Annotated in this window: 14 protein-coding genes, 1 tRNA gene and 1 rRNA gene; 4 read left to right on the forward strand and 12 right to left on the reverse strand. The window is 70.7% G+C overall.

Annotated features, from left to right (window positions below; all coding sequences use genetic code 11):
* Positions 1 to 33: 33 nt before the first annotated feature.
* From ACGFZK_RS27045 to ACGFZK_RS27055, 3 genes are all read left to right on the forward strand, one after another.
* On the forward strand, positions 34 to 705 hold the full coding sequence (locus tag ACGFZK_RS27045; protein WP_393851449.1) for a hypothetical protein: 672 nt from the start codon (positions 34 to 36) through the stop codon (positions 703 to 705).
* 107 nt (positions 706 to 812) lie between these two features.
* Complete coding sequence (locus tag ACGFZK_RS27050; RefSeq protein ID WP_393851450.1) at positions 813 to 1,607, forward strand: Fpg/Nei family DNA glycosylase; 795 nt, start codon at positions 813 to 815, stop codon at positions 1,605 to 1,607.
* A 74-nt stretch (positions 1,608 to 1,681) separates the two neighbouring features.
* Complete coding sequence (locus ACGFZK_RS27055) at positions 1,682 to 2,452, forward strand: SDR family NAD(P)-dependent oxidoreductase (RefSeq protein WP_393851451.1); 771 nt, start codon at positions 1,682 to 1,684, stop codon at positions 2,450 to 2,452.
* Here the strand turns inward: ACGFZK_RS27055 and ACGFZK_RS27060 are convergent.
* From ACGFZK_RS27060 to ACGFZK_RS27100, 9 genes are all read right to left on the reverse strand, one after another.
* On the reverse strand, positions 2,400 to 2,681 hold the full coding sequence (locus ACGFZK_RS27060) for a hypothetical protein (RefSeq protein WP_393851452.1): 282 nt from the start codon (positions 2,679 to 2,681) through the stop codon (positions 2,400 to 2,402). The genes ACGFZK_RS27055 and ACGFZK_RS27060 overlap by 53 nt on opposite strands.
* A gap of 143 nt (positions 2,682 to 2,824) precedes the next feature.
* On the reverse strand, positions 2,825 to 3,205 hold the full coding sequence (locus ACGFZK_RS27065) for a helix-turn-helix domain-containing protein (protein ID WP_030012484.1): 381 nt from the start codon (positions 3,203 to 3,205) through the stop codon (positions 2,825 to 2,827).
* Between the two features lie 109 nt (positions 3,206 to 3,314).
* The gene (locus ACGFZK_RS27070) at positions 3,315 to 3,851 is read right to left on the reverse strand and encodes a CinA family protein (protein WP_393851464.1); all 537 of its coding nucleotides are present in this window, start codon (positions 3,849 to 3,851) and stop codon (positions 3,315 to 3,317) included.
* A gap of 68 nt (positions 3,852 to 3,919) precedes the next feature.
* Positions 3,920 to 4,576, reverse strand: coding sequence for a CDP-diacylglycerol--glycerol-3-phosphate 3-phosphatidyltransferase (pgsA, locus tag ACGFZK_RS27075; protein ID WP_393851453.1), 657 nt, complete (start codon positions 4,574 to 4,576; stop codon positions 3,920 to 3,922).
* Complete coding sequence (gene rimO / locus ACGFZK_RS27080) at positions 4,573 to 6,063, reverse strand: 30S ribosomal protein S12 methylthiotransferase RimO (RefSeq protein WP_393851454.1); 1,491 nt, start codon at positions 6,061 to 6,063, stop codon at positions 4,573 to 4,575. Before rimO ends, pgsA begins: the two co-directional genes overlap by 4 nt.
* 126 nt (positions 6,064 to 6,189) lie before the next feature.
* A complete protein-coding gene (locus ACGFZK_RS27085; RefSeq protein ID WP_393851455.1) occupies positions 6,190 to 7,086 on the reverse strand; it encodes a helix-turn-helix domain-containing protein in 897 nt (298 codons plus the stop codon).
* A 220-nt stretch (positions 7,087 to 7,306) separates the two neighbouring features.
* Complete coding sequence (locus ACGFZK_RS27090) at positions 7,307 to 10,117, reverse strand: DNA translocase FtsK (RefSeq protein WP_393851456.1); 2,811 nt, start codon at positions 10,115 to 10,117, stop codon at positions 7,307 to 7,309.
* A gap of 115 nt (positions 10,118 to 10,232) precedes the next feature.
* On the reverse strand, positions 10,233 to 10,916 hold the full coding sequence (locus ACGFZK_RS27095; protein ID WP_393851457.1) for a two-component system response regulator: 684 nt from the start codon (positions 10,914 to 10,916) through the stop codon (positions 10,233 to 10,235).
* A 274-nt stretch (positions 10,917 to 11,190) separates the two neighbouring features.
* Positions 11,191 to 16,743, reverse strand: a complete 5,553-nt coding sequence (locus ACGFZK_RS27100) for a HAMP domain-containing protein (protein WP_393851458.1) — start codon at positions 16,741 to 16,743, stop codon at positions 11,191 to 11,193.
* A 168-nt stretch (positions 16,744 to 16,911) separates the two neighbouring features.
* Here ACGFZK_RS27100 and ACGFZK_RS27105 point away from each other — a divergent pair, with 168 nt between their 5' ends.
* Entirely contained in the window at positions 16,912 to 19,497 is a 2,586-nt protein-coding gene (locus ACGFZK_RS27105; protein WP_393851459.1) for a SpoIIE family protein phosphatase, read from the forward strand.
* Here the strand turns inward: ACGFZK_RS27105 and ACGFZK_RS27110 are convergent.
* The 3 genes from ACGFZK_RS27110 to rrf form a co-directional block, all read right to left on the reverse strand.
* The gene (locus tag ACGFZK_RS27110; protein WP_393851460.1) at positions 19,494 to 20,108 is read right to left on the reverse strand and encodes an HdeD family acid-resistance protein; all 615 of its coding nucleotides are present in this window, start codon (positions 20,106 to 20,108) and stop codon (positions 19,494 to 19,496) included. The two genes, ACGFZK_RS27105 and ACGFZK_RS27110, sit on opposite strands and share 4 nt — an antisense overlap.
* Before the next feature lie 203 nt (positions 20,109 to 20,311).
* A tRNA-Thr gene (locus ACGFZK_RS27115) sits at positions 20,312 to 20,387 on the reverse strand.
* A gap of 5 nt (positions 20,388 to 20,392) precedes the next feature.
* Positions 20,393 to 20,509: ribosomal RNA gene (gene rrf, locus ACGFZK_RS27120) — 5S ribosomal RNA — on the reverse strand.
* Positions 20,510 to 20,649: the final 140 nt, after the last annotated feature.

Raw genomic sequence — 20,649 nt, forward strand, 5'->3', positions numbered from 1 at the left:
AGTGGCAATGCACAGTCATGGGGGATCAGAAGAGTGAGCACCATCAGCATGCGCAACACCGCCCTCGGCGCGGTCGGCCTGGCGGTCGTCGGCAGCCTGGCCCTGACCGGCTGCAAGAACGGCAACGAAGAACTCCCGGCGCAGCCGGCCTCATCCGGCCCGGCCGGCCCGGCCAGTCACGGCGCCTCGGCCGCCCCGTCGACCGGCGCCGGCAGCCAACCCCCCGCCGGGGCCGCGGGCACGGCGACGTCCGGCCAGGCCTTCAAGATCGGCGAGGCCGCGCAGATCCCGTACGACTACGGAGACTTCAAGGGCAGCAAGCTCGCCCTCACCGTCACCGCGATCGAGCAGGGCACCCCCGCGGACCTGGAAGGGCTCAACCTCGGCGACAAGGCGAACGGGAAGGTCCCGTACTACATCCGCTACACCGTCAAGAACATCGGCACCACGGACATGTCGTACGCCTCGGTCGGCCACGTGAGGGGCCTGCTCGGGGACGGCACCGAGGCCCAGAGCCTCGCGGTCATCGGCAAGTTCGAGAAGTGCAAGGACGAGTCCATGCCGAAGGGCTTCGCCAACGGCCAGACCCAGACCAGCTGCGCCATAGCCCTCGCCCCGTCGGCCCAGACGAAGGTCGCCGGGGCCGAGTACTGGGGCAACCCGTACAACGCGACGAGCAACGGCAAGGGCATCACCTGGAAGTAGCCCCGCCCCCGGCCCCTGCGGCACCACCCCGCCGCGGGGCCGGCCGCCGCGCGGGCGCCGCGGCGGGCCCCGCGCCCGCCCCCGGCGGGCGGCGGCACAATGAAGGCATGCCCGAAGGCGACAGCATCCGGCGCGCGGCGACCCGGCTCCACGCCGCGCTGGCAGGCCGCGTGCTCACCCGCAGCGACCTGCGCGTCCCCCGCTTCGCCACCGCCGACCTCACCGGCCGCGTCACCCTCGACGTCACCCCCCGCGGCAAACACCTCCTCGCCCGCTTCGAGGGCGGCCTCACCCTGCACAGCCACCTCCGCATGGACGGCGCCTGGCACGTCTTCGCCGCGGGCCAGAAGTGGCACGGCGGCCCCGCCTACGAGATCCGGGCGATCCTCGCCACCGCCGACCACACCGCCGTCGGCTACCGCCTCCCCGTCCTGGAGTTGATCCGCACCGCCGAGGAGGACCGGGCCGTGGGCCACCTCGGCCCCGATCTCCTCGGCCCGGACTGGGATCCCGCCCGCGCCGCCGCCAACCTCCTCGCCGCCCCCGAGCGCCCCCTCGGCGAGGCCCTGCTCGACCAGCGCAACCTCGCCGGGATCGGCAACATCTACAAGGCCGAGCTCTGCTTCCTGGCCCAGGTCACCCCGTGGACCCCCGTCGGCACGCTCCCCGAGGCAACGCTCCCCCGGCTGGCCTCCGCCGCCCAGCGCCTGCTGGCCGCGAACACCGGCGAGCGGCCCGGCCCCCGCAACACCACCGGCAGCCGCCGCCCCGGCCAGGACCTCTTCGTCTACGGCCGCACCCACCGCCCCTGCCTGCGCTGCGGCACCCCCGTCCGCGAGGCTCCACAGGACGGCCGTCCCACCTACTGGTGCCCCCGCTGCCAGCAGGGCCCGACCCCGTAGGACGCGTCCGGGCAACGGGACCCACCACGGCACACCGATTGACGGTTCGTCAGATTTGGTCGTACGGTCCCGGCATGCCCACACCCACAGCCCCGTACGGCCTCACCGGCCGCTCCGCCCTGATCACCGGCGCCGCCAGCGGCATCGGCCGCGCCACCGCCCTCGTCCTCGCCGAGGCCGGCGCGCACGTGCACTGCGCGGACCGCGAGGAGCAGGGACTCGCCGAGACGGCCGCGCTCGTCACCAAGGCCGGCGGCGCCGCCACCCTCCATCCCCTCGACGTCGCCGACCGGGCCGCGCTCCGGGCGGCCGTCGCCGCGGCGGGCCCGCTCGACATCACGGCCGCCATCGCCGGGGTCATGCACACGAGCAGCGTTCTGGAGACCGCCGACGAGGATCTCGACCGGATCCTGGACATCAACTTCAAGGGGGTCCTGCGCACCTGCCAGGAGGCCGCCCGGTCCATGATCGCGGCAGGCCGCCCCGGATCGATCGTCACCATGGCCTCCGGGGCCGTGGACGCCGCCCAGCCCGGCCTGCTCTGCTACAGCGCCGCCAAGGCCGCCGTCGTCCAGCTGACCAAGACCCTCGCCACCGAGGCCGGTCCGCACGGCATACGGGTCAACGCCGTCGCCCCGGGCTGGATCCGCACCCCGATGACCGGCCGCCACGGCCCCGAGGTCCAGGAGCAGACGGAGGCGGCGATGGTCCGGATGTCCCCGCTGGGCCGGGTCGGCGAGCCCGAGGACATCGCCCGGGCGGTGCTCTACCTGGCCTCGGACGCCTCGTCGTTCATGACCGGTCAGATCCTTCGCCCGAACGGTGGGGTGTCCATGCCCTGGTAGCCCCGTCCGCCGCCGGCAGCGCCTCCCGCCGCGCCCTCGCCTTCCGCAGCGGGCCCGGCACACAGTGCACCGGCAGCAGCCCCAGCCCCCAGCCGCCCACCGCCACCGCGCCCTCCACGGCCCCGGACTCGGCGGGCGCCAGCACCAGCCGCAGCACGGCCCACCACCACAGCACCCCCACCGCCAGCGCGAGCGCCGACACCGCGGGTATGCGCAGCAACCGCCGCACGGCTACCTCCCAGGGGCCGGAACCCGGACCGCCCCATCCTCCCGCACCCCCCTCGCCACCGCACCCAGAACGGCCGGGAGCCCCGGCCGGTGCACAGGGCACCGGCCGGGGCTCCGGCCACGCTCAAACACGCACGTGCTCGCTCACGCGGCTACGACATTCACCGCTTCCGCAGGCGCCTTGATGGTCACCCGCTCCGGCCCACCCGTGACCGAAGCCATGGAGACCGAATTGAGCATCGGGCGGACCGGCACACTCACCGGTTCGCTTGCCGCGGCCGACTGTGCCAGCTCGGCCAGCGACAGCTCGTCACTGACTTCGCGCATCAGCTCGGACATCCGTACGTCCAACGCGTCGCAGATCGCGGAGAGCAGCTCGGAGGATGCCTCCTTCTGCCCCCGCTCCACCTCGGAGAGATAGCCGAGAGAAACTCGGGCCGACGAGGAGACTTCGCGCAGAGTACGGCCCTGGCGCTGGCGCTGCCGACGCAGCACGTCACCCAGCAGGCGACGGAGCAGAATCATCGGTGGCTCCCTCCTCTGACCGTGTAGCCGCATCCTTCACGCCCCACCGTACCGCCTCGCGCGGCGGCCGTGCGGGGAGCGATGTCGTGTTCACTCAGGGCTGCAAACATCAGATCCCCCCGTTCTGTTCCGTATCCTGCCTCCGCGCATTCTCACGGAGTTGGTTCGAGAGAAGCCTGAGCACTGTGCGTGCACTCTCCCTACGAATTTCCGCCCGGGAGCCTTTCAACCTCAGACGGACCGTTTTCCTGCCCCCCGGACCGTCCACGGCGACGAAAACGGTTCCCACCGGCTGCCCGTCCTGCGGCTCCGGACCGGCCACTCCGGTGGTCGCGATTCCCCACGAAGCGCCCATCACACGGCGCACACCGGCCGCCATATCGGCCGCGACCTGCGCGTTCACCGCACCTTCGGCCTCGAGCAGTCCCGCGTCCACCCCGAGGACCAGGTGCTTGATCTCCGTCGCGTACGCGGTGACCGAGCCGCGGAACGACCGGGAAGCGCCGGGGACGGCCGTGAGCTCGGCGGCCACCATGCCGCCGGTCAGGGATTCGGCCACGGCGAGGCTCTGGTCACTCTCCGCAAGCAGGCGCAGCGCATCCGCAGCCACTCCGGTCGCGTCCGCCGCTCCGGTAACAGCCTCGATCGCTCCAGAAGTGGAATCCACAGCTCCGGAATCGGCTCCCGCCGCCGGTGAATCCCCTGCCGCGAAGCTCACCTCGCGGCCCGCTCCGCCTCGATGCCCTGGCGGCGCAGTACGACCGCTTGACGGATGTAGTCCAAACCGGTGACGACGGTCAGCACGACGGCGATCGCCATCACCCAGAAGCGCATGGTCGCGAGCGCTCCGGTCAGCGCGAGGACGTACATGCCCACGGCCGTGCCCTGGGCCAGGGTCTTCAGCTTGCCGCCCCGGCTGGCCGGAATCACTCCGTAGCGGATGACCCAGAAGCGGAGCAGCGTGATCCCGAGCTCCCGTCCGAGGATCACCCCGGTCACCCACCACGGGAGATCACCGAGCCAGGAGAGACAGATCAGCGCCGACCCCATGATCGCCTTGTCGGCGATGGGGTCGGCGATCTTGCCGAAGTCCGTGACCAGGTTGTACGTCCGGGCCAGGTGCCCGTCGAAGATGTCCGTGATCATGGCGACGGCGAACGCCGCCCAGGCCCAGGCCCGCCAGGCGGGGTCGTAGCCGCCCTCGGCGAGCAGCAGGAGGACGAAGCCCGGCACCAGCACGAGCCGGATCATCGTCAGGATGTTGGCGATGTTCCACAGGCTGGCCTGATCGACCGCCGCAGCCCCCAGCTTCGCGCCGGGTACGGGCCGGCGGCCGGTCCCGCCCGCCGCAGATGCCGGGACTCCGGTCATCCGGCCGCCTCCTCGAGGTCCATGCCGAGGGGCTCGGCCACCAGGTCCACACCGAGGGTGCCGACCACCTTTGCCGTGACGATACGCCCGGGGACCAGACCCGTGCTGTCCGTGAAGACCACCTGGCCGTCAGTTTCGGGTGCCTGGTGCGCGGCGCGCCCGTAGGCGCCCTCGCCGTCCTCGTCGACCGCTTCCACGGTCTCGACGAGCACCTCCAGGGTCTCCCCGATGCGCTCCTCGGCACGCTGCGAGGTGAGCTCCTCGGCGAGCCGCTGCATGTGCGCGAGCCGCTCGGCGATGGTGTCCTCGTCCAGCTTGTTCTCGTAGGTGACGGCCTCGGTGCCGTCCTCGTCCGAGTAGCCGAAGACGCCGATGGCGTCGAGGCGCGCGTGGGTGAGGAAACGCTCCAGCTCGGCGAAGTCCGATTCCTTCTCGCCGGGGAAGCCGACGATGAAGTTGGAGCGGACGCCGGCCTGCGGGGCCTTGGAGCGGATGGTGTCCAGCAGCTCCAGGAAGCGGTCGGTGTCACCGAAGCGGCGCATCGCGCGCAGCACGTCGGGGGCCGAGTGCTGGAAGGACAGGTCGAAGTACGGCACGACCTTGGGGGTCGAGGTGAGTACGTCGATCAGGCCGGGCCGCATCTCCGCGGGCTGGAGATAGCTGACGCGGACGCGCTCGATGCCGTCCACCTCGGCCAGCTCCGGCAGCAGGGTCTCCAGCAGCCGGATGTCGCCGAGGTCCTTGCCGTACGAGGTGTTGTTCTCGGAGACCAGCATGATCTCCTTGACGCCCTGCTCGGCGAGCCAGCGGGTCTCGCCCAGCACGTCGCTGGGGCGGCGGGAGATGAAGGAACCGCGGAAGGACGGGATGGCGCAGAAGGAGCAGCGGCGGTCGCAGCCGGAGGCCAGCTTGACCGAGGCCACGGGGCTCTTGTCCAGGCGGCGGCGCAGGGGCGCGCGGGGACCCGAGGCGGGCGCGAGCCCGTCCGGCAGGTCGGCGGGGGCCTCGGCCACCGGCTCCTGGGCGTGGCCCGGGAGGGAGACCTCGGCGGCCTGGCGCTCCGCAGGGCTGATCGGCAGCAGCTTGCGCCGGTCGCGCGGGGTGTGGGAGGCGTGGATGCCACCGTTGAGGATGGTCTGGAGGCGGTCGGAGATGTCGGCGTAGTCGTCGAAGCCGAGGACTCCGTCGGCCTCGGGGAGCGCTTCGGCGAGTTCCTTGCCGTAGCGCTCGGCCATACAGCCGACGGCGACGACGGCCTGGGTCTTGCCGTGATCCTTGAGATCGTTGGCTTCCAGCAGGGCGTCTACGGAGTCCTTTTTGGCGGCTTCGACGAAGCCGCAGGTGTTGACGACGGCTACGTCCGCATCGGCGGCGTCCTCGACGAGCTCCCAGCCATCCGCCGCCAAGCGGCCTGCGAGCTCCTCCGAGTCCACCTCGTTACGGGCGCAGCCAAGAGTGACAAGGGCGACGGTACGGCGTTCGGGCATGGACTCAAGACTACTTCGTCCCGGCGTCGGCCCCAGCCGCAAGTCCCCGTACAGCAAGATCCCCGGGGTGCGGCGCAGCACCCCGGGGATCCGGATTCAAGCCTTCCGCCCTAGGGCGGACCCGTGTCAGCCCGCCTGGGGCTGATCCGGGGCGGGGTCGGCCTTGGTGTATTTCAGCCGCTGTACCTGACCCGACTGGAAGTCGTCCTTGATCTCCTTGCCGTTCACGAAGAGCTTCACGGCCCCGGCGTCGCCGAGCACGAGGTCGACGGACTCCTTGTCCGTGAAGGTCTTGGACTCACCCTGAACGAGGGTGCCGTCGAAGAGCAGCCGACCGGTGGAGTCCTTCGCGGAGATCCAGCTCTCGCCCGTGTCGGCCGTCAGGACCACCGTGACGAGGTCCTTGGGCGCGGCGGCGATGGCACTGTCCGAGGGATCCGGCTTGGGTGCCTGCGGGGTCTGCTGGGGCTGCGTGGACGGCTTGGCGCCGCTCTGCTTGGGTGCGGGCTTGGGGGAGGCGGAACCTTCCGCCACCGGGCGCTTGTCCTTCTCGTCGCCACCGCCGAAGGCGGTGAAGCCCACGAAGCCGATCACGGCGACGATGGCGGCGACCATGGCCGCGGTCCAGTTGGGCCGCTGCCGTTCGGGGCGGATCCGCTCGGCGTCGAACATCGGCGCGGCGGGCGTGGGCGCCGGCCGGCCGCCGTGGGCCGCGTCGTAGCTCTCGACCAGCGGTGCCGGATCGAGGTTGACGGCGCGGGCGAGCGTACGGATGTGACCGCGGGCGTAGACGTCGCCGCCGCACCGCGTGAAGTCGTCCTCTTCGATCGCGTGCACGATCGGGATGCGCACGCGGGTGGTGGAACTGACCTCGTCGACGGTGAGCCCGGCGGCGATCCGGGCCTTCTTGAGGGCCGTCCCGATGGACGGGCCTTCGACGGGACGTTCGACGATGCGGTCCTCGGACCGGTCGTCGGTCGAAGGCCGCTCTTCTTCGGGGGAGTTGGCGTTGCCGATGGACACGTGGGCGCCTTTCGAGCGTGTAGCCACCTGCTGGAAGTCCAGTCTAGGGGGGTGACGAAAGGGTGAAGCAACCGGAGGGTGCACTTCCTACGCCATCCGAATGGCGAAGGGAGCCCTCCCCGGCGCGGCGGCCCGACGCTGTTGGGCGATCTCGTACGCGGTGCCGCCACCTCTCTTCAACTTGACGCGGGCCCAAGGGAAACGGTTGCCCGGGATTTCATTACGGATGGGCCTCGCCGCGGATGACGGCGAGGACTCCGTCCAGGTCATCGGCCTTCAGCAGCACGTCCCGCGCCTTCGAACCCTCGCTCGGACCGACGATCCCCCGCGACTCCATGAGGTCCATGAGCCGCCCGGCCTTCGCGAAGCCCACCCGCAGCTTGCGCTGGAGCATCGAGGTGGACCCGAACTGTGTCGAGACCACCAGCTCCGCCGCCTGGCACAGCAGGTCCAGGTCGTCGCCGATGTCCTCGTCGATCTCCTTCTTCTGCTTCTGCCCGACCGTGACGTCGTCCCGGAAGACGGGCGCCATCTGGTCCTTGCAGTGCTGGACGATCCCGGCGATCTCGTCCTCGGTGACGAAGGCGCCCTGGAGCCGGACCGGCTTGTTGGCGCCCATCGGCAGGAACAGCCCGTCGCCCTTGCCGATCAGCTTCTCGGCACCCGGCTGGTCGAGGATGACCCGGCTGTCGGCGAGCGAGGAGGTCGCGAAGGCGAGGCGCGAGGGCACGTTCGCCTTGATCAGTCCGGTGACCACGTCCACCGAGGGCCGCTGGGTGGCGAGCACCAGGTGGATGCCGGCTGCCCGGGCCAGCTGGGTGATGCGGACGATCGAGTCCTCGACGTCGCGCGGGGCGACCATCATCAGGTCGGCGAGCTCGTCGACGATCACCAGCAGGTACGGGTAGGGGCTGAGCTCCCGCTCGCTGCCCGGCGGCAGTTTGATCTTGCCGTCCCGGATGGCCTGGTTGAAGTCGTCGATGTGCCGGTAGCCGAAGGCGGCCAGGTCGTCGTAGCGCAGGTCCATCTCGCGCACGACCCACTGGAGCGCCTCGGCGGCCCGCTTGGGGTTGGTGATGATCGGCGTGATCAGGTGCGGGATGCCCTCGTACGCCGTCAGCTCCACCCGCTTGGGGTCCACCAGCACCATCCGGACGTCCTCCGGGGTGGCCCGGACCATGACGGAGGTGATCAGGCAGTTGATGCAGGAGGACTTTCCGGAACCGGTGGCACCGGCGACCAGTACGTGCGGCATCTTGGCGAGGTTGGCCATGACGTAGCCGCCCTCGACGTCCTTGCCGAGCGCGACCAGCATCGGGTGGTCGTCCTCGGCCGCGTCCGCGAGGCGCAGCACGTCACCCAGGTTGACCATCTCGCGGTCCGTGTTCGGGATCTCGATGCCGACCGCGGACTTGCCCGGGATCGGGCTGATGATCCGGACGTCGGGCGAGGCCACGGCGTAGGCGATGTTCTTGGTCAGCGCGGTGATCCGCTCGACCTTGACCGCGGCGCCGAGGGTGACCTCGTACCGGGTGACGGTCGGGCCCCGGGTGAAGCCGGTGACGTCCGCGTCGACCTTGAACTCGGTGAACACATTGCGCAGCGAGGCGACCACCGCGTCGTTGGCGGCGCTGCGGGTCTTGCCGGGCCCGCCCTTCTCCAGCAGGTCGAGAGAGGGCAGCGCGTACGTGATGTCCCCGCGCAGCTGGAGCTGCTCGGCGCGCGGCGGCAGGGCCTCGGTCTGCGGCGGGGCCTTGGTCAGATCGGGCACCGACAGCGTCCCGGAGGCCGCGGCGGTGGTCGCGTGCGGCTGTTCGGCGAGACGGTCCGGGTCGGTCCCGGGCGCGGCCTCCGGGGCCGCCCTGGGCGCGGTCCGCGGTACGGGACGCTCCCCACGGGCGGTCGGCACCGCAGTGGTGGGCTCCGCACCCTGCCGCTCGCCGGTGATCCCCTGCGTGAGGTCGGCGACGAGCGGGGAGGGCGGCATTCCGCCGTAGACCGCCCCGTCCAGGGCGGCGGCGGCCGCCGCCGCCACGTCGACGGCGTCCATCTCCCGCTCCATGCCCGTCCGTGCCGGGGCCCGGCGCGGCCTGCGCCGGCGGGCGAGCGCCTCCTTCTCGGCCTCGTCCGCCGGGTCGCCGGAGTCCGCGCCGGCTCCGGTACGGGCCCGCCACTGCTCCGGGTCGTGCCGGTCACCGGCGACCGACTCGGCCTCGGCGCCGTAGCCCTCGTCGTACTCGTTCGGGGCGATGATCCCGAGCCGGATGCCCAGCCTGCGCAGCCGCTGCGGGATCGCGTTGACCGGGGTCGCGGTGACCACGAGCAGCCCGAAGATCGTGAGCAGCACCAGCATGGGCACGGCCAGTGGGGCGCCCATGGTGAAGATCAGCGGCTTGGAGGCGCCCCAGCCGATCAGCCCGCCCGCGTTCTGCATCGCAGTGGTGCCCTCGTCCCGGCCCGGCGCCCCGCAGGCGATGTGGACCAGGCCCAGGACACCGACGACGAGGGCGGAAAGCCCGATGCCGATGCGGCCGTTGGCGTCGGTCTGCTCGGGATGGCGGATGAAACGTACCGCCATGACGCCGAGCAGGATCGGCACGAGCAGGTCCAGCCGCCCGAACAGACCGGTGATCAGCATCGTGACCAGGTCCCCGACGGGACCGCTCAGGTTCGACCAGGTACCCGCGGCGACGATCAGCGCGAGGGCGAGCAGCAGCAGCGCCACGCCGTCCTTGCGGTGCGCGGGATCGAGGTTCCTGGCCCCCTGGCCGATCCCGCGGAAGACGGCGCCGACCGCGTGCGCGCAGCCCAGCCAGACGGCTCGCACCAACCGCACCACTCCCCCGGTCGGGGACGGCGCGGGCTTGGCCGCGACCTTCTTGACCGGGGCCCGCCTGGCGGCCGCGGCCTTCTTCGCCGGCGGCTTGCGCGCGGGCGCAGCCTTCTTCGCCGGCGCCGCCGTCCGGCCGGTGCGGCCCTTCGCGGTACCCGCGGCGCTCTGGGAACCCTTACCGGACGTACGTGAGGCCATGGGCCCGAGGTTACCGGTGCGCACACCGGTGGACACGCGTGCCCACCCCTTCACCCGTTCGTGTCGTCGGCTCCGTAGGCGCTTTGACGCGCCGCCAGCCCCGACCCGCGCACGGTCAGTTCTGCGCGGGCAGGGCCGGAGCCCCTCCGGCCGTCCCGGGCTCCAGGGCGTCGAGTGCCCGCCGCAGTCCGGTGAGTTTGCGCTCCAGGTGCGCCGCGGTCGCCACCACGCCGGCGTCGGCGGAGTCCTCGCCGAGCTGCTTGGTCAGTGCCTCGGCCTGCTCCTCGACCGCCGCGAGCCGCGCGGAGAGCTCGGCCAGCAGTCCGGCCGTCTCCTTGCCCGCGTCCACGCCGCCCGAGTTGCCGCCCTCCAGCTGGAGCCGCAGCAGGGCCGCCTGCTCGCGCAGTTGGCAGTTCTTCGTGTACAGCTCCACGAAGACCGAGACCTTGGCCCGCAGCACCCACGGGTCGAAGGGCTTGGAGATGTAGTCGACCGCACCCGCCGCGTAACCGCGGAAGGTGTGGTGCGGACCGTGGTTGATCGCGGTCAGGAAGATGATCGGGATGTCCCGGGTCCGTTCCCGCCGCTTGATGTGCGCGGCGGTTTCGAATCCGTCCATGCCCGGCATCTGGACATCCAGCAGGATGACCGCGAAATCGTCCGTCAGCAGCGCCTTGAGCGCTTCCTCCCCCGACGACGCCCGGACCAGTGTCTGATCGAGCGCGGAGAGGATGGCCTCCAGCGCCAGCAGATTCTCCGGCCGGTCGTCGACCAGGAGGATCTTGGCCTTCTGCACCATGCCCTGTCCTCCTCGCCCCGGCATGGGGCCTCCCCGGCTACGGGCGCCGGCGTGTGCGCCGGGCCCCGCCCCAGAGGGCGGCATCCTTGCGCCGTCCGTCCTTGTGCCGGTCATCGTAGCCCCAGTCCCGAGATCGCCACACCCTGTCACCAAGATGTCACTGTGCACGAAGCAGAAACGTGGCGGGAGAGCAGAAGGTTCCCCGTTCACCGACCTTCCACACCGTTGCGGGCACAGTCAGTCGGCGAGGAGGGTCCGCCCGCTCTCCCGGCGGTCATTTGCCGCGCATCCACTGCTCCATCACCGACAGCAGGTAGTCGGGGTCGACCGGCTTGGTGACGTAGTCGGAAGCCCCGGAGTCGATCGCCTTCTCCCGGTCCCCCTTCATCGCCTTCGCCGTCAGCGCGATGATCGGCAGGCCCGCGAACTGCGGCATCCGCCGGATCGCCGAGGTCGTCGCGTACCCGTCCATCTCGGGCATCATGATGTCCATCAGCACGACCGTCACGTCGTCGTGCTGCTCCAGGACCTCGATGCCCTCCCGCCCGTTCTCCGCGTACAGCACGGCCAGCCCGTGCTGTTCCAGCACGCTGGTGAGCGCGAAGACGTTGCGTACGTCGTCGTCCACGATGAGCACCTTCTCGCCGTGGAAGTCGTACGTCCGGGGCACCACCGGAAGTTCCTCCTCCGCGCTGCCCCAGCCGTCCTCGGGCCCCACCACGTTCGGCTGCCCCGGAACCGCCGTACGCGGCTCCTGATCGCTCGCCGCCTTGCGCCGGCGCCGGAACAGCGCGGCTCCGCCACCGCCGCCCTGGCCCTGCCCCTGCCCCTGCCCGGCCGGCTCCACGGCCGACAGCGCCGGCCGTACCGGCTGCGCCTGCACCGACGGAACGACCGCCGGTCCGCCCTGGCTTCCCGGCAGCGCGGGCCGGCCCCCGTCCAGGGACCTGCGGTACAGCTCGCCGCGGGCGCCGCCGGGCGTCGGCGGCGCGTACCCCTGCGGGGGCAGCTCGCTCGGGTGCAGCGGCAGGTACAGCGTGAACGTGGACCCGCGGCCGGGCTCGCTGGCCGCGTGGATCTCCCCGCCCAGCAGCCGGGCGATCTCCCGGCTGATGGACAGGCCCAGCCCTGTGCCGCCGTACTTGCGGCTCGTCGTCCCGTCCGCCTGCTTGAACGCCTCGAAGATCACCAGCATCTTGCTCGCGGCGATCCCGATCCCGGTGTCGGTGACCGAGAAGGCGATCAGGTCCGCGTCCGCCTCCCGCAGCGAACCGGCCTCCAGCAGCTGCTCGCGGATCGCCACCGGCACATCGGCGCCGGCCGGCCGGATCACCAGCTCCACCGCCCCGCCGTCGGTGAACTTCACCGCGTTCGACAGCAGGTTGCGCAGCACCTGGAGCAGCCGCTGCTCGTCGGTGTGCAGGGTGGCGGGCAGCTCCGGGGAGACCCGTACCGAGAAGTCCAGGCCCTTCTCCGCCGTCAGCGGCCGGAAGGTCGCCTCCACGTAGTCCACGAGCTGGACCAGCGCGATCCGGGTCGGCGAGACGTCCATCTTCCCCGCCTCGACCTTCGACAGGTCCAGGATGTCGTTGATCAGCTGCAGCAGGTCGGAACCCGCGCCGTGGATCGTCTCGGCGAACTCCACCTGCTTCGGCGAGAGGTTCCCGTCGGCGTTGTCGGCGAGCAGCTTGGCCAGGATCAGCAGCGAGTTGAGCGGGGTCCGCAGCTCGTGCGACATGTTCGCCAGGAACTCGGACTTGTAGCGCATCGAGACCGCGAGCTGCTCGGCGCGCTCCTCCAGGACCTGCCGGGCCTCCTCGATCTCGGTGTTCTTCACCTCGATGTCCCGGTTCTGCTGGGCCAGCAGCTCGGCCTTCTCCTCCAGCTCCGCGTTGGCGGCCTGCAGGGCCTTCTGCCGGTTCTCCAGCTCGTCGGAGCGCTCGCGCAGCTGCTCGGTCATCTCCTGCGACTGCTTCAGCAGCATCTCCGTCTTGGAGTTGACGCTGATGGTGTTGACGCTCGTACCGATCATCTCGGCGATCTGGCTGAGGAAATCCTTCTGGATCTGCGTGAAGGGCGTGAAGGAGGCCAGCTCGATGACGCCGAGCACCTTCCCCTCGAAGAGAACCGGCAGCACGATCACGTGTGCCGGCGGCGCCTCGCCCAGGCCCGAGGAGATCTTCAGGTAGCCCGGCGGGGTGTTCTCGACGAGGATCATCCGCTTCTCCTCGGCGACCGCCCCGATCAGCCCCTCCCCCGGCCGGAAGGAGATGGGCATCTGGCCGCCCGCGTACGCGTAACTCCCGCGCATCCGCAGCTCGTACGAGCCGTCCGCGCCCCCCTCCGTCCCGATCTCGGTGGTGCCGCCGGCCGGCAGCGCCAGGAAGAAGGCGCCGTGCTGCGCGGAGACCACCGGGGTCAGCTCGCTCATGATCAGCGAGGCGACGTCGTCGAGCTCCCGGCGGCCCTGCATCAGGGCGGAGATCCGGGCGAGGTTGCCCTTGAGCCAGTCCTGCTCCTTGTTGGCCAAGGTGGTGTCGCGCAGGTTCGCGATCATCGTGTTGATGTTGTCCTGGAGGACCTGGATCTCGCCCGCCGCGTCCACGTCGATCTTCAGGTTGAGGTCGCCGCGGGTCACCGCGGTGGCAACGGCCGCGATCGCGCGTACCTGCCGGGTGAGGTTCCCGGCCATCTCGTTCACGGACTCGGTCAGGTCCCGCCAGGTCCCGTCGACGTCCCTGACCCGGGCCTGGCCGCCCAGGATGCCCTCGGTGCCCACCTCGCGGGCCACCCGGGTCACCTGGTCGGCGAAGGACGAGAGCTGGTCGACCATCGTGTTGATGGTCGTCTTGAGCTCCAGGATCTCACCGCGGGCGTCGATGTCGATCTTCTTGGTCATGTCGCCCTTGGCGATGGCGGTCGTGACCATGGCGATCTGCCGCACCTGACCGGTGAGGTTGGAGGCCATGAAGTTCACCGAGTCGGTGAGGTCCTTCCAGGTCCCCGAAACGCCCGGCACGTGCGCCTGACCGCCCAGGCGGCCCTCCGTACCCACCTCGCGGGCCACGCGGGTCACCTCGTCCGCGAAGGACGACAGGGTCTTCACCATCGTGTTGACGGTGTCGGCGAGCTGCGCGACCTCGCCGCGCGCCTCGACCGTGACCTTCTTCGTCAGGTCGCCGTTGGCGACCGCCGCCGAGACCTGGGAGATGTTGCGCACCTGCGAGGTCAGGTTGTTGGCCATCAGGTTGACGTTGTCGGTCAGGTCCTTCCAGATGCCCGTCACCCCGCGCACCCGGGCCTGACCGCCGAGGATGCCCTCGGAGCCCACCTCGCGGGCCACCCGCGTCACCTGCTCCGCGAACGACGACAGCTGGTCCACCATCGTGTTGACCGTGGTGACCAGTTCGAGGATCTCGCCCTTGGCGTCGACGGTGATCTTCTTGGAGAGGTCGCCCATGGCCACGGCCGTGGTCACCTCGGCGATGTTGCGCACCTGGGACGTCAGGTTGTTCGCCATGAAGTTGACGGACTGGGTGAGGTCCTTCCAGGTACCGGAGACCCCCTTCACCTCCGCCTGGCCGCCGAGGATGCCCTCGGTACCCACCTCGCGGGCCACCCGCGTCACCTGCTCCGCGAAGTTCGAGAGCTGGTCGACCATCGTGTTGAGGGTGTTCTTCAGCTCCAGGATCTCGCCCCGGGCGTCCACGTCGATCTTCTGCGACAGGTCACCGCGCGCCACCGCCGTCGCGACCTGGGCGATGTTGCGCACCTGCGAGGTCAGGTTCCCCGCCATGCCGTTCACGGAGTCCGTCAGGTCACGCCAGACGCCGGCCACGCCGGGCACCTGCGCCTGACCGCCGAGGCGGCCCTCGGTACCCACGTCCCGGGCCACCCGGGTCACCTGCTCGGCGAAGGCCGAGAGCTGGTCGACCATCGTGTTGATGGTGTTCTTCAGCTCCAGGATCTCGCCCCGGGCGTCCACGTCGATCTTCTGCGACAGGTCGCCCCGGGCCACCGCCGTCGTCACCTGAGCGATCTGGCGCACCTGCGAGGTCAGGTTCCCGGCCATGAAGTTGACGGAGTCGGTGAGCTCCTTCCAGGTGCCGGAGACCCCCTCCACCCGGGCCTGGCCGCCGAGGCGGCCCTCCGTACCCACGTCCCGCGCCATCCGCGTGACCTGGTCGGCGAAGGAGGACAGCTGGTCCACCATCGTGTTCACGGTGTTCTTCAGCTGGAGCATCTCGCCGGAGACGTCCACCGTGACCTTCTGCGACAGGTCGCCGTTGGCCACCGCCGTGGTCACCTGGGCGATGTTGCGGACCTGCCCGGTGAGGTTGCGGAAGGCGGTGTTCACCGAGTCGGTGAGGTCCTTCCACGTCCCCGCCGCACCCGGCACCTGCGCCTGGCCGCCCAGCTCGCCCTCGACGCCGACCTCCCGGGCCACACGCGTCACTTCCGCACCGAAGGAGGACAGCTGGTCCACCATCGTGTTCACGGTGTTCTTCAGCTCGAGCATCTCGCCGGCCACGTCGACCGTGACCTTCTGCGACAGGTCGCCGTTGGCCACCGCCGTCGTCACCTGGGCGATGTCCCGCACCTGGGTGGTGAGGTTGCGGAAGACCGTGTTCACCGAGTCGGTGAGGTCCTTCCACGTCCCCGCCGCACCCGGCACCTGCGCCTGGCCGCCCAGCAGACCCTTGGCCCCGACCTCGCTGGCCACGCGCGTGACCTCGTCCGCGAAGGTCCGCAGCGTCTCGGTCATCTGGTTGATCGTTTCGGCCAGCTGCGCCACCTCGCCGCGCGCGCTCACCCGTACCTTCTGCGACAGGTCGCCGTTCGCGACCGCCGTGGTCACCTGCGCGATCCCGCGCACCTGGGCCGTCAGGTTCCCGGCCATGGTGTTGACCGAGTCCGTCAGGTCCTTCCACACGCCCGCGACCCCGGGCACCTTCGCCTGGCCGCCCAGCTCGCCCTCGGTACCCACCTCGCGGGCGACCCGGGTCACCTCGGAGGAGAAGGACGACAGCTGGTCCACCATCGTGTTCACGGTGTTCTTCAGCTGGAGCATCTCGCCGGCCACGTGCACCGTGACCTTGCGCGACAGATCGCCCTTGGCGACCGCCGTCGTGACGAGAGCGATATCACGCACTTGAGCGGTGAGCCGGTACGCCATCGTGTTGACGGAGTCGGTCAGATCCTTCCAGGATCCCGACATCCCGCGCACCTGGGCTTGACCACCGAGCTTGCCCTCGGTGCCCACCTCCAGCGCCACGCGCGTCACCTCGTCGGTGAACGCGGACAGCTGATCGACCAGGTTGTTGACCGTACGCCCGACCTTCAGGAACTCCCCGCGCAGCGGATGCCCGGCCCCCTCGGCCGCCTGCGTCCGCAGATCCATCCGCTGGTCCAGATCACCCTCGGCCACCGCCGACAGCACCCGGCCCACCTCGGACACCGGCCGGGCCAGATCGTCCACCAACTGGTTCGAGGCGTCGATCGCGGCCGCCCAGGAGCCCTCACAGGCACCCGTTTCCAGCCGTTCGCTCAGCTTGCCCTCGCGGCCCACCATCCGCCGCACCCGGGACAGCTCCCCGGTCAGGTGGAGGTTCCGGTCGGCGACCTCGTTGTAGACGGCGGCGATCTCCGCCATCACGCCCTCGCCGGACACCGTCAGCCTCTTGCGGAAATTCCCGTCCCGCATCGACACCAGGGCCGTGAGCAGCCGGTTCAGAGCGGCGGTATCGACCTCCGTCGTGCCACTGCGCCGGGAACGTCCGCCCTTCGGCCTCGTTCCCGTACGCCGCACCGCTGCGCCAGACTCCACCGTGTCCCTCCCGAAAGGGTCGACCACTTTTCCACCGGACACCTGGCTCATCACAAGCCGGCTCTGCAAGCCTGCCCAGTGTTTCACCCTGGCCGAACCCGGCCATAACACTTCGGCACCATCGCACACCCGCCGTACCCTGCGGGTGGAATCCCCGACGACGGCACCATGCCGACCGCGAAGGTAAGTAACCTGGCACCCGATGTCCAACCGCGTCGAAGGAGACCAGTGATCACGGCACGGGCGGCTGCCAGCTTCGATCCCCTCGGGCGCTCGGTCGCCGCCGCCCGCGGATTCGTCCGCGACACCCTGCACGGCTGGGGTTTCGCGGACATCGTCGACGACGCGGTGGTCCTCACCAGCGAGCTCGTCACCAATGCCGTGGTCCACGCCGGAACCCGGGCCGAGGTCCTGTGCCTGCGCGCCGACGGCGGCGTACGCGTCGAGGTCGCCGACCGGTACCCGGAGCGTGAGCTCCCGCTCCAGCACCCCGGAGAGCGCCCCTACGCCGACCCGGACCGCGAGAACGGCCGCGGCCTGATGCTCTGCGCCGCCCTCGCCACCCGCTGGGGCGTCGAGTACACGGCCACCCACAAGCACGTCTGGTTCCGCCTCGACCTGCCAGACCGGCCGGTCGGTACCCGCTCGGCGGGCCCCGTCGTCCCCGACCAGCTGCTGCCCCTGGCCGACAGCCGGGTCCGCGTGGCCGTCCTCCAGATCGACTCCGACGACTTCATCTCCGCATGGAACGAGGACGCCGAGCACATCTTCGGTCACCCCGCCGAGAAGGCCCTCGGCCGCCCGCTCGCCGAGCTCGCCGCCTGGCCGCAGACCCCCGGCACCGGAACCGGCATCGCCGAGGCCCTGCGCCTGTCCCGCTGGGAGGGCAGCTACGGCGTCCGTGGCGCCGACGGCCGCGTCATCCCCGTCTTCGCCTCCCACCTCCGGGTCCGTGACGCCCACGGTGAGCCTTCCATCGTCTGCCTCCTCGTCCACGACGACGAGCGCGCCGTGCTCCAGACCCCGGTACGGGTACCCACCTCCGACAGCGGCCACTTCACCGATCCGCGCCCCACGGACCCCTTCGAGGTCTTCATCGGCTCCCCCGCCCCCGACGACCTCGACGGACTCCTCCAGCGCACCGTCGAACGCGCCCGCGACCTCCTCGACGCCGACGCCGCCTTCCTGCTGCTCGCCACCGACGACGAGACCGAGCTCGAGGTCCGCGCCACCACCGGCCTGCCCTCCACCCGCCAGCGCTTCGCCCGCGTCCCCGTCGAGGCCGGCACCAACCGGTACGGCTCCGCCCGCATGCCCGCCGTCCACGACGACCTGATCGCCTCCCCCGGAGCCGTTCCGCTCCTGGAGGCCACCGGCATGCGCTCCGCCGTCACCGTCCCCCTCAAGGTGGAAGGCCGCCTCACCGGCTCTCTCGGCGTCGCCGCCGAGACCCCCGGCCGCTACTCCAACGAAGAGGCCCTGCACCTCCAGTTCGCCGCCGACCGCATCGCCCTCGCCGTCGAGTCCGCCCGGCTCGGCGAACTGGAACGCCTGCGCCGCGGCTCCCTCTCGTTCCTCGTCGAGGCCTCCGACCTGCTCGCCGGCACCCTCGACCGGGACCAGACCCTGGCCCTCATGGCCCAGATGACCGTCCCCACCCTGGCCACCTGGTGCGCCGTCTACACCATCGCCGACCAGTCCTCGGACCCGTTCCTCTCCTACGTCCTCCACGAGGACGAGGAGCGCATCGACGGCCTCAAGGACCTGCTCTCCGAGGTCAGCCCGCCCGAACCGGTCCGCGAGGCCGGCGCCCGCCCGTGGTCCGACGCCGCGCTCGCGGTCGGGGGCGAGACGGTGGTCCTCCCCCTCCTCGCCCGCAACCGCGTGATCGGCATGCTCACGCTCGGCAAGCCGCGGGAGGAGCACTTCCGCCAGGAGATCCTCGAACTCGCCGAGGACCTGTCCCGTCGCGCCGCCCTGGCCCTCGACAACGCCCGCCTCTACTCCGAGCGCACCGCGATCAGCCGCTCGCTCCAGCGCAGCCTGCTGCCGCCCGGCTCCCCCGCCATCCCCGGCATGGAGGTCGAGGTCATCTACCGCGCGGCCGGCGAGGGCAACGAGGTCGGCGGCGACTTCTACGACGTCTTCCCCATCCGGGACGGCGTCTACGGCTTCGCCATCGGCGACGTCTGCGGTACGGGCCCCGAGGCGGCCGCCGTCACCGGCCTCGCCCGGCACGCGCTGCGCCTGCTGGCCCGCGAGGGCCTCGGCGGCCCGGCGGTGCTCGAGCGCCTCAACGCGGCCATCCTCGACGAGGGCGCCCGCAGCCGCTTCCTCACCCTCCTCTACGGCGAGCTCCACCCCCAGCCCGACGGCGGCGCCCTGATGAAGGTCGTCTGCGCGGGCCACCCGCTCCCGCTGCGCCTGCGCCCGAACGGCCAGGTGGACGCGGCCGCGGAGCCGCAGCCCCTGCTGGGTGTGATCGAGGACCTCGACCTCTACGAACAGACCCTCACCCTCGACCCCGGCGACGTCCTGCTCTGCGTCACGGACGGCGTGACCGAACGCCGCGAGGGCGCCCGCATGCTCGGCGACGACGGCCTCACCGAGGTGCTCACCACCTGTACGGGCCTCACCGCGGGCGCGGTGGCCTCACGCGTCCTGCGCGCGGTGGAACGCTTCGCCGCCGAACCCGCCTCGGACGACATGGCCATCCTGGCCTTCCGCGTCCCGGAACAGCGCACGGGCGACTAAGGGGTGTCCCGGCCTGTGACCCGCCGGGTGGCGGAGCGCAGGGCGAACGCCATCACCACTTCGAAGACGCCCAGCAGCACGAGCCAGAGTCCCAGCAGCCGTGTCAGGGCGACCGCCGAATCCACCGGGAAACAGAGCACGACGATTCCGGCGACGGCACCGAGGGCGCCCAGGCCGAAGCGCAGGCCCCGGTGGACGAGTGAACGGTCTGCGATCGCGGTGAACGCCGTGAGCACTCCGGTCAGCAACCAGAACACCCCGACGATCAGGGCCAGTGCCCCGATCGTCTGCATCGGATGACGCAGGACCAGGACGCCGGCCAGGAACGCGAGCATCGCGATCAGGACCCCCGCCAGTCTGCTGCCGCCGTCGCTGCTGTGCGAAAAGGCCGTGACGAAGCGGAAGACGCCCGCCACCAAGAGCTGCAGACCGATGATGACCGCCAGGATGTGCAGCGTCTCGTCGGGCCAGACCAGCACGAGGATGCCGGGGATCAGGGTCGCGAGGGCGAAGCCGAGCGCCCAGTGCCACGTGGCTCCCACGTGCTTGAGGATGTCCTCGGGGTCGTTCTGCGGGTGCTGCGGTGCCGCAACGCCGGGGGGTACCGTCATCACGCCTCCTGGGCCAGCCGAGCGGCCTGTGGGGGCACCTCAAAGCCGCCGGACGTACCTTATCTAGCCTTCACATCCACTCTAGGCAGGTGTGGTCCGGCCCGCCCCTCCAGCCCTCGCGGCCCGCAGCCCCCGCCGGCCTCGCCCTGCCATCGGCCTGAAAACAAAAAAGGCCCCCGCCTATTGGCGGGGGCCTTCTTTTTTGGAGCCCTTTAACGGAATCGAACCGTTGACCTTCTCCTTACCATGGAGACGCTCTACCGACTGAGCTAAAAGGGCGGGTTGTTCGGCGGCGTCCTACTCTCCCACAGGGTCCCCCCTGCAGTACCATCGGCGCTGAAAGGCTTAGCTTCCGGGTTCGGAATGTAACCGGGCGTTTCCCTAACGCTATGACCACCGAAACACTATGAAATTTGAACGCTGGCATGGACACAGCTGTTCGTTATTTCAGAACTAACACAGTGGACGCGAGCAACTGAGGACAAGCCCTCGGCCTATTAGTACCAGTCAGCTTCACCCGTTACCGGGCTTCCACATCTGG

It is taken from the genome of Streptomyces sp. NPDC048257 (genome assembly GCF_043201855.1).
Taxonomy (GTDB): Bacteria; Actinomycetota; Actinomycetes; order Streptomycetales; family Streptomycetaceae; genus Streptomyces.

Coding starts and splice junctions, on each gene's coding strand:
- ACGFZK_RS27105 (WP_393851459.1), top strand. CDS start 16,912: ATGCCGACCGCGAAGGTAAGTAACCTGGCACCCGATGTCCAACCGCGT.
- ACGFZK_RS27055 (WP_393851451.1), top strand. CDS start 1,682: ATGCCCACACCCACAGCCCCGTACGGCCTCACCGGCCGCTCCGCCCTG.
- ACGFZK_RS27110 (WP_393851460.1), bottom strand. CDS start 20,108: ATGACGGTACCCCCCGGCGTTGCGGCACCGCAGCACCCGCAGAACGAC.
- ACGFZK_RS27065 (WP_030012484.1), bottom strand. CDS start 3,205: ATGATTCTGCTCCGTCGCCTGCTGGGTGACGTGCTGCGTCGGCAGCGC.
- ACGFZK_RS27095 (WP_393851457.1), bottom strand. CDS start 10,916: ATGGTGCAGAAGGCCAAGATCCTCCTGGTCGACGACCGGCCGGAGAAT.
- ACGFZK_RS27090 (WP_393851456.1), bottom strand. CDS start 10,117: ATGGCCTCACGTACGTCCGGTAAGGGTTCCCAGAGCGCCGCGGGTACC.
- pgsA (WP_393851453.1), bottom strand. CDS start 4,576: ATGACCGGAGTCCCGGCATCTGCGGCGGGCGGGACCGGCCGCCGGCCC.
- rimO (WP_393851454.1), bottom strand. CDS start 6,063: ATGCCCGAACGCCGTACCGTCGCCCTTGTCACTCTTGGCTGCGCCCGT.
- ACGFZK_RS27050 (WP_393851450.1), top strand. CDS start 813: ATGCCCGAAGGCGACAGCATCCGGCGCGCGGCGACCCGGCTCCACGCC.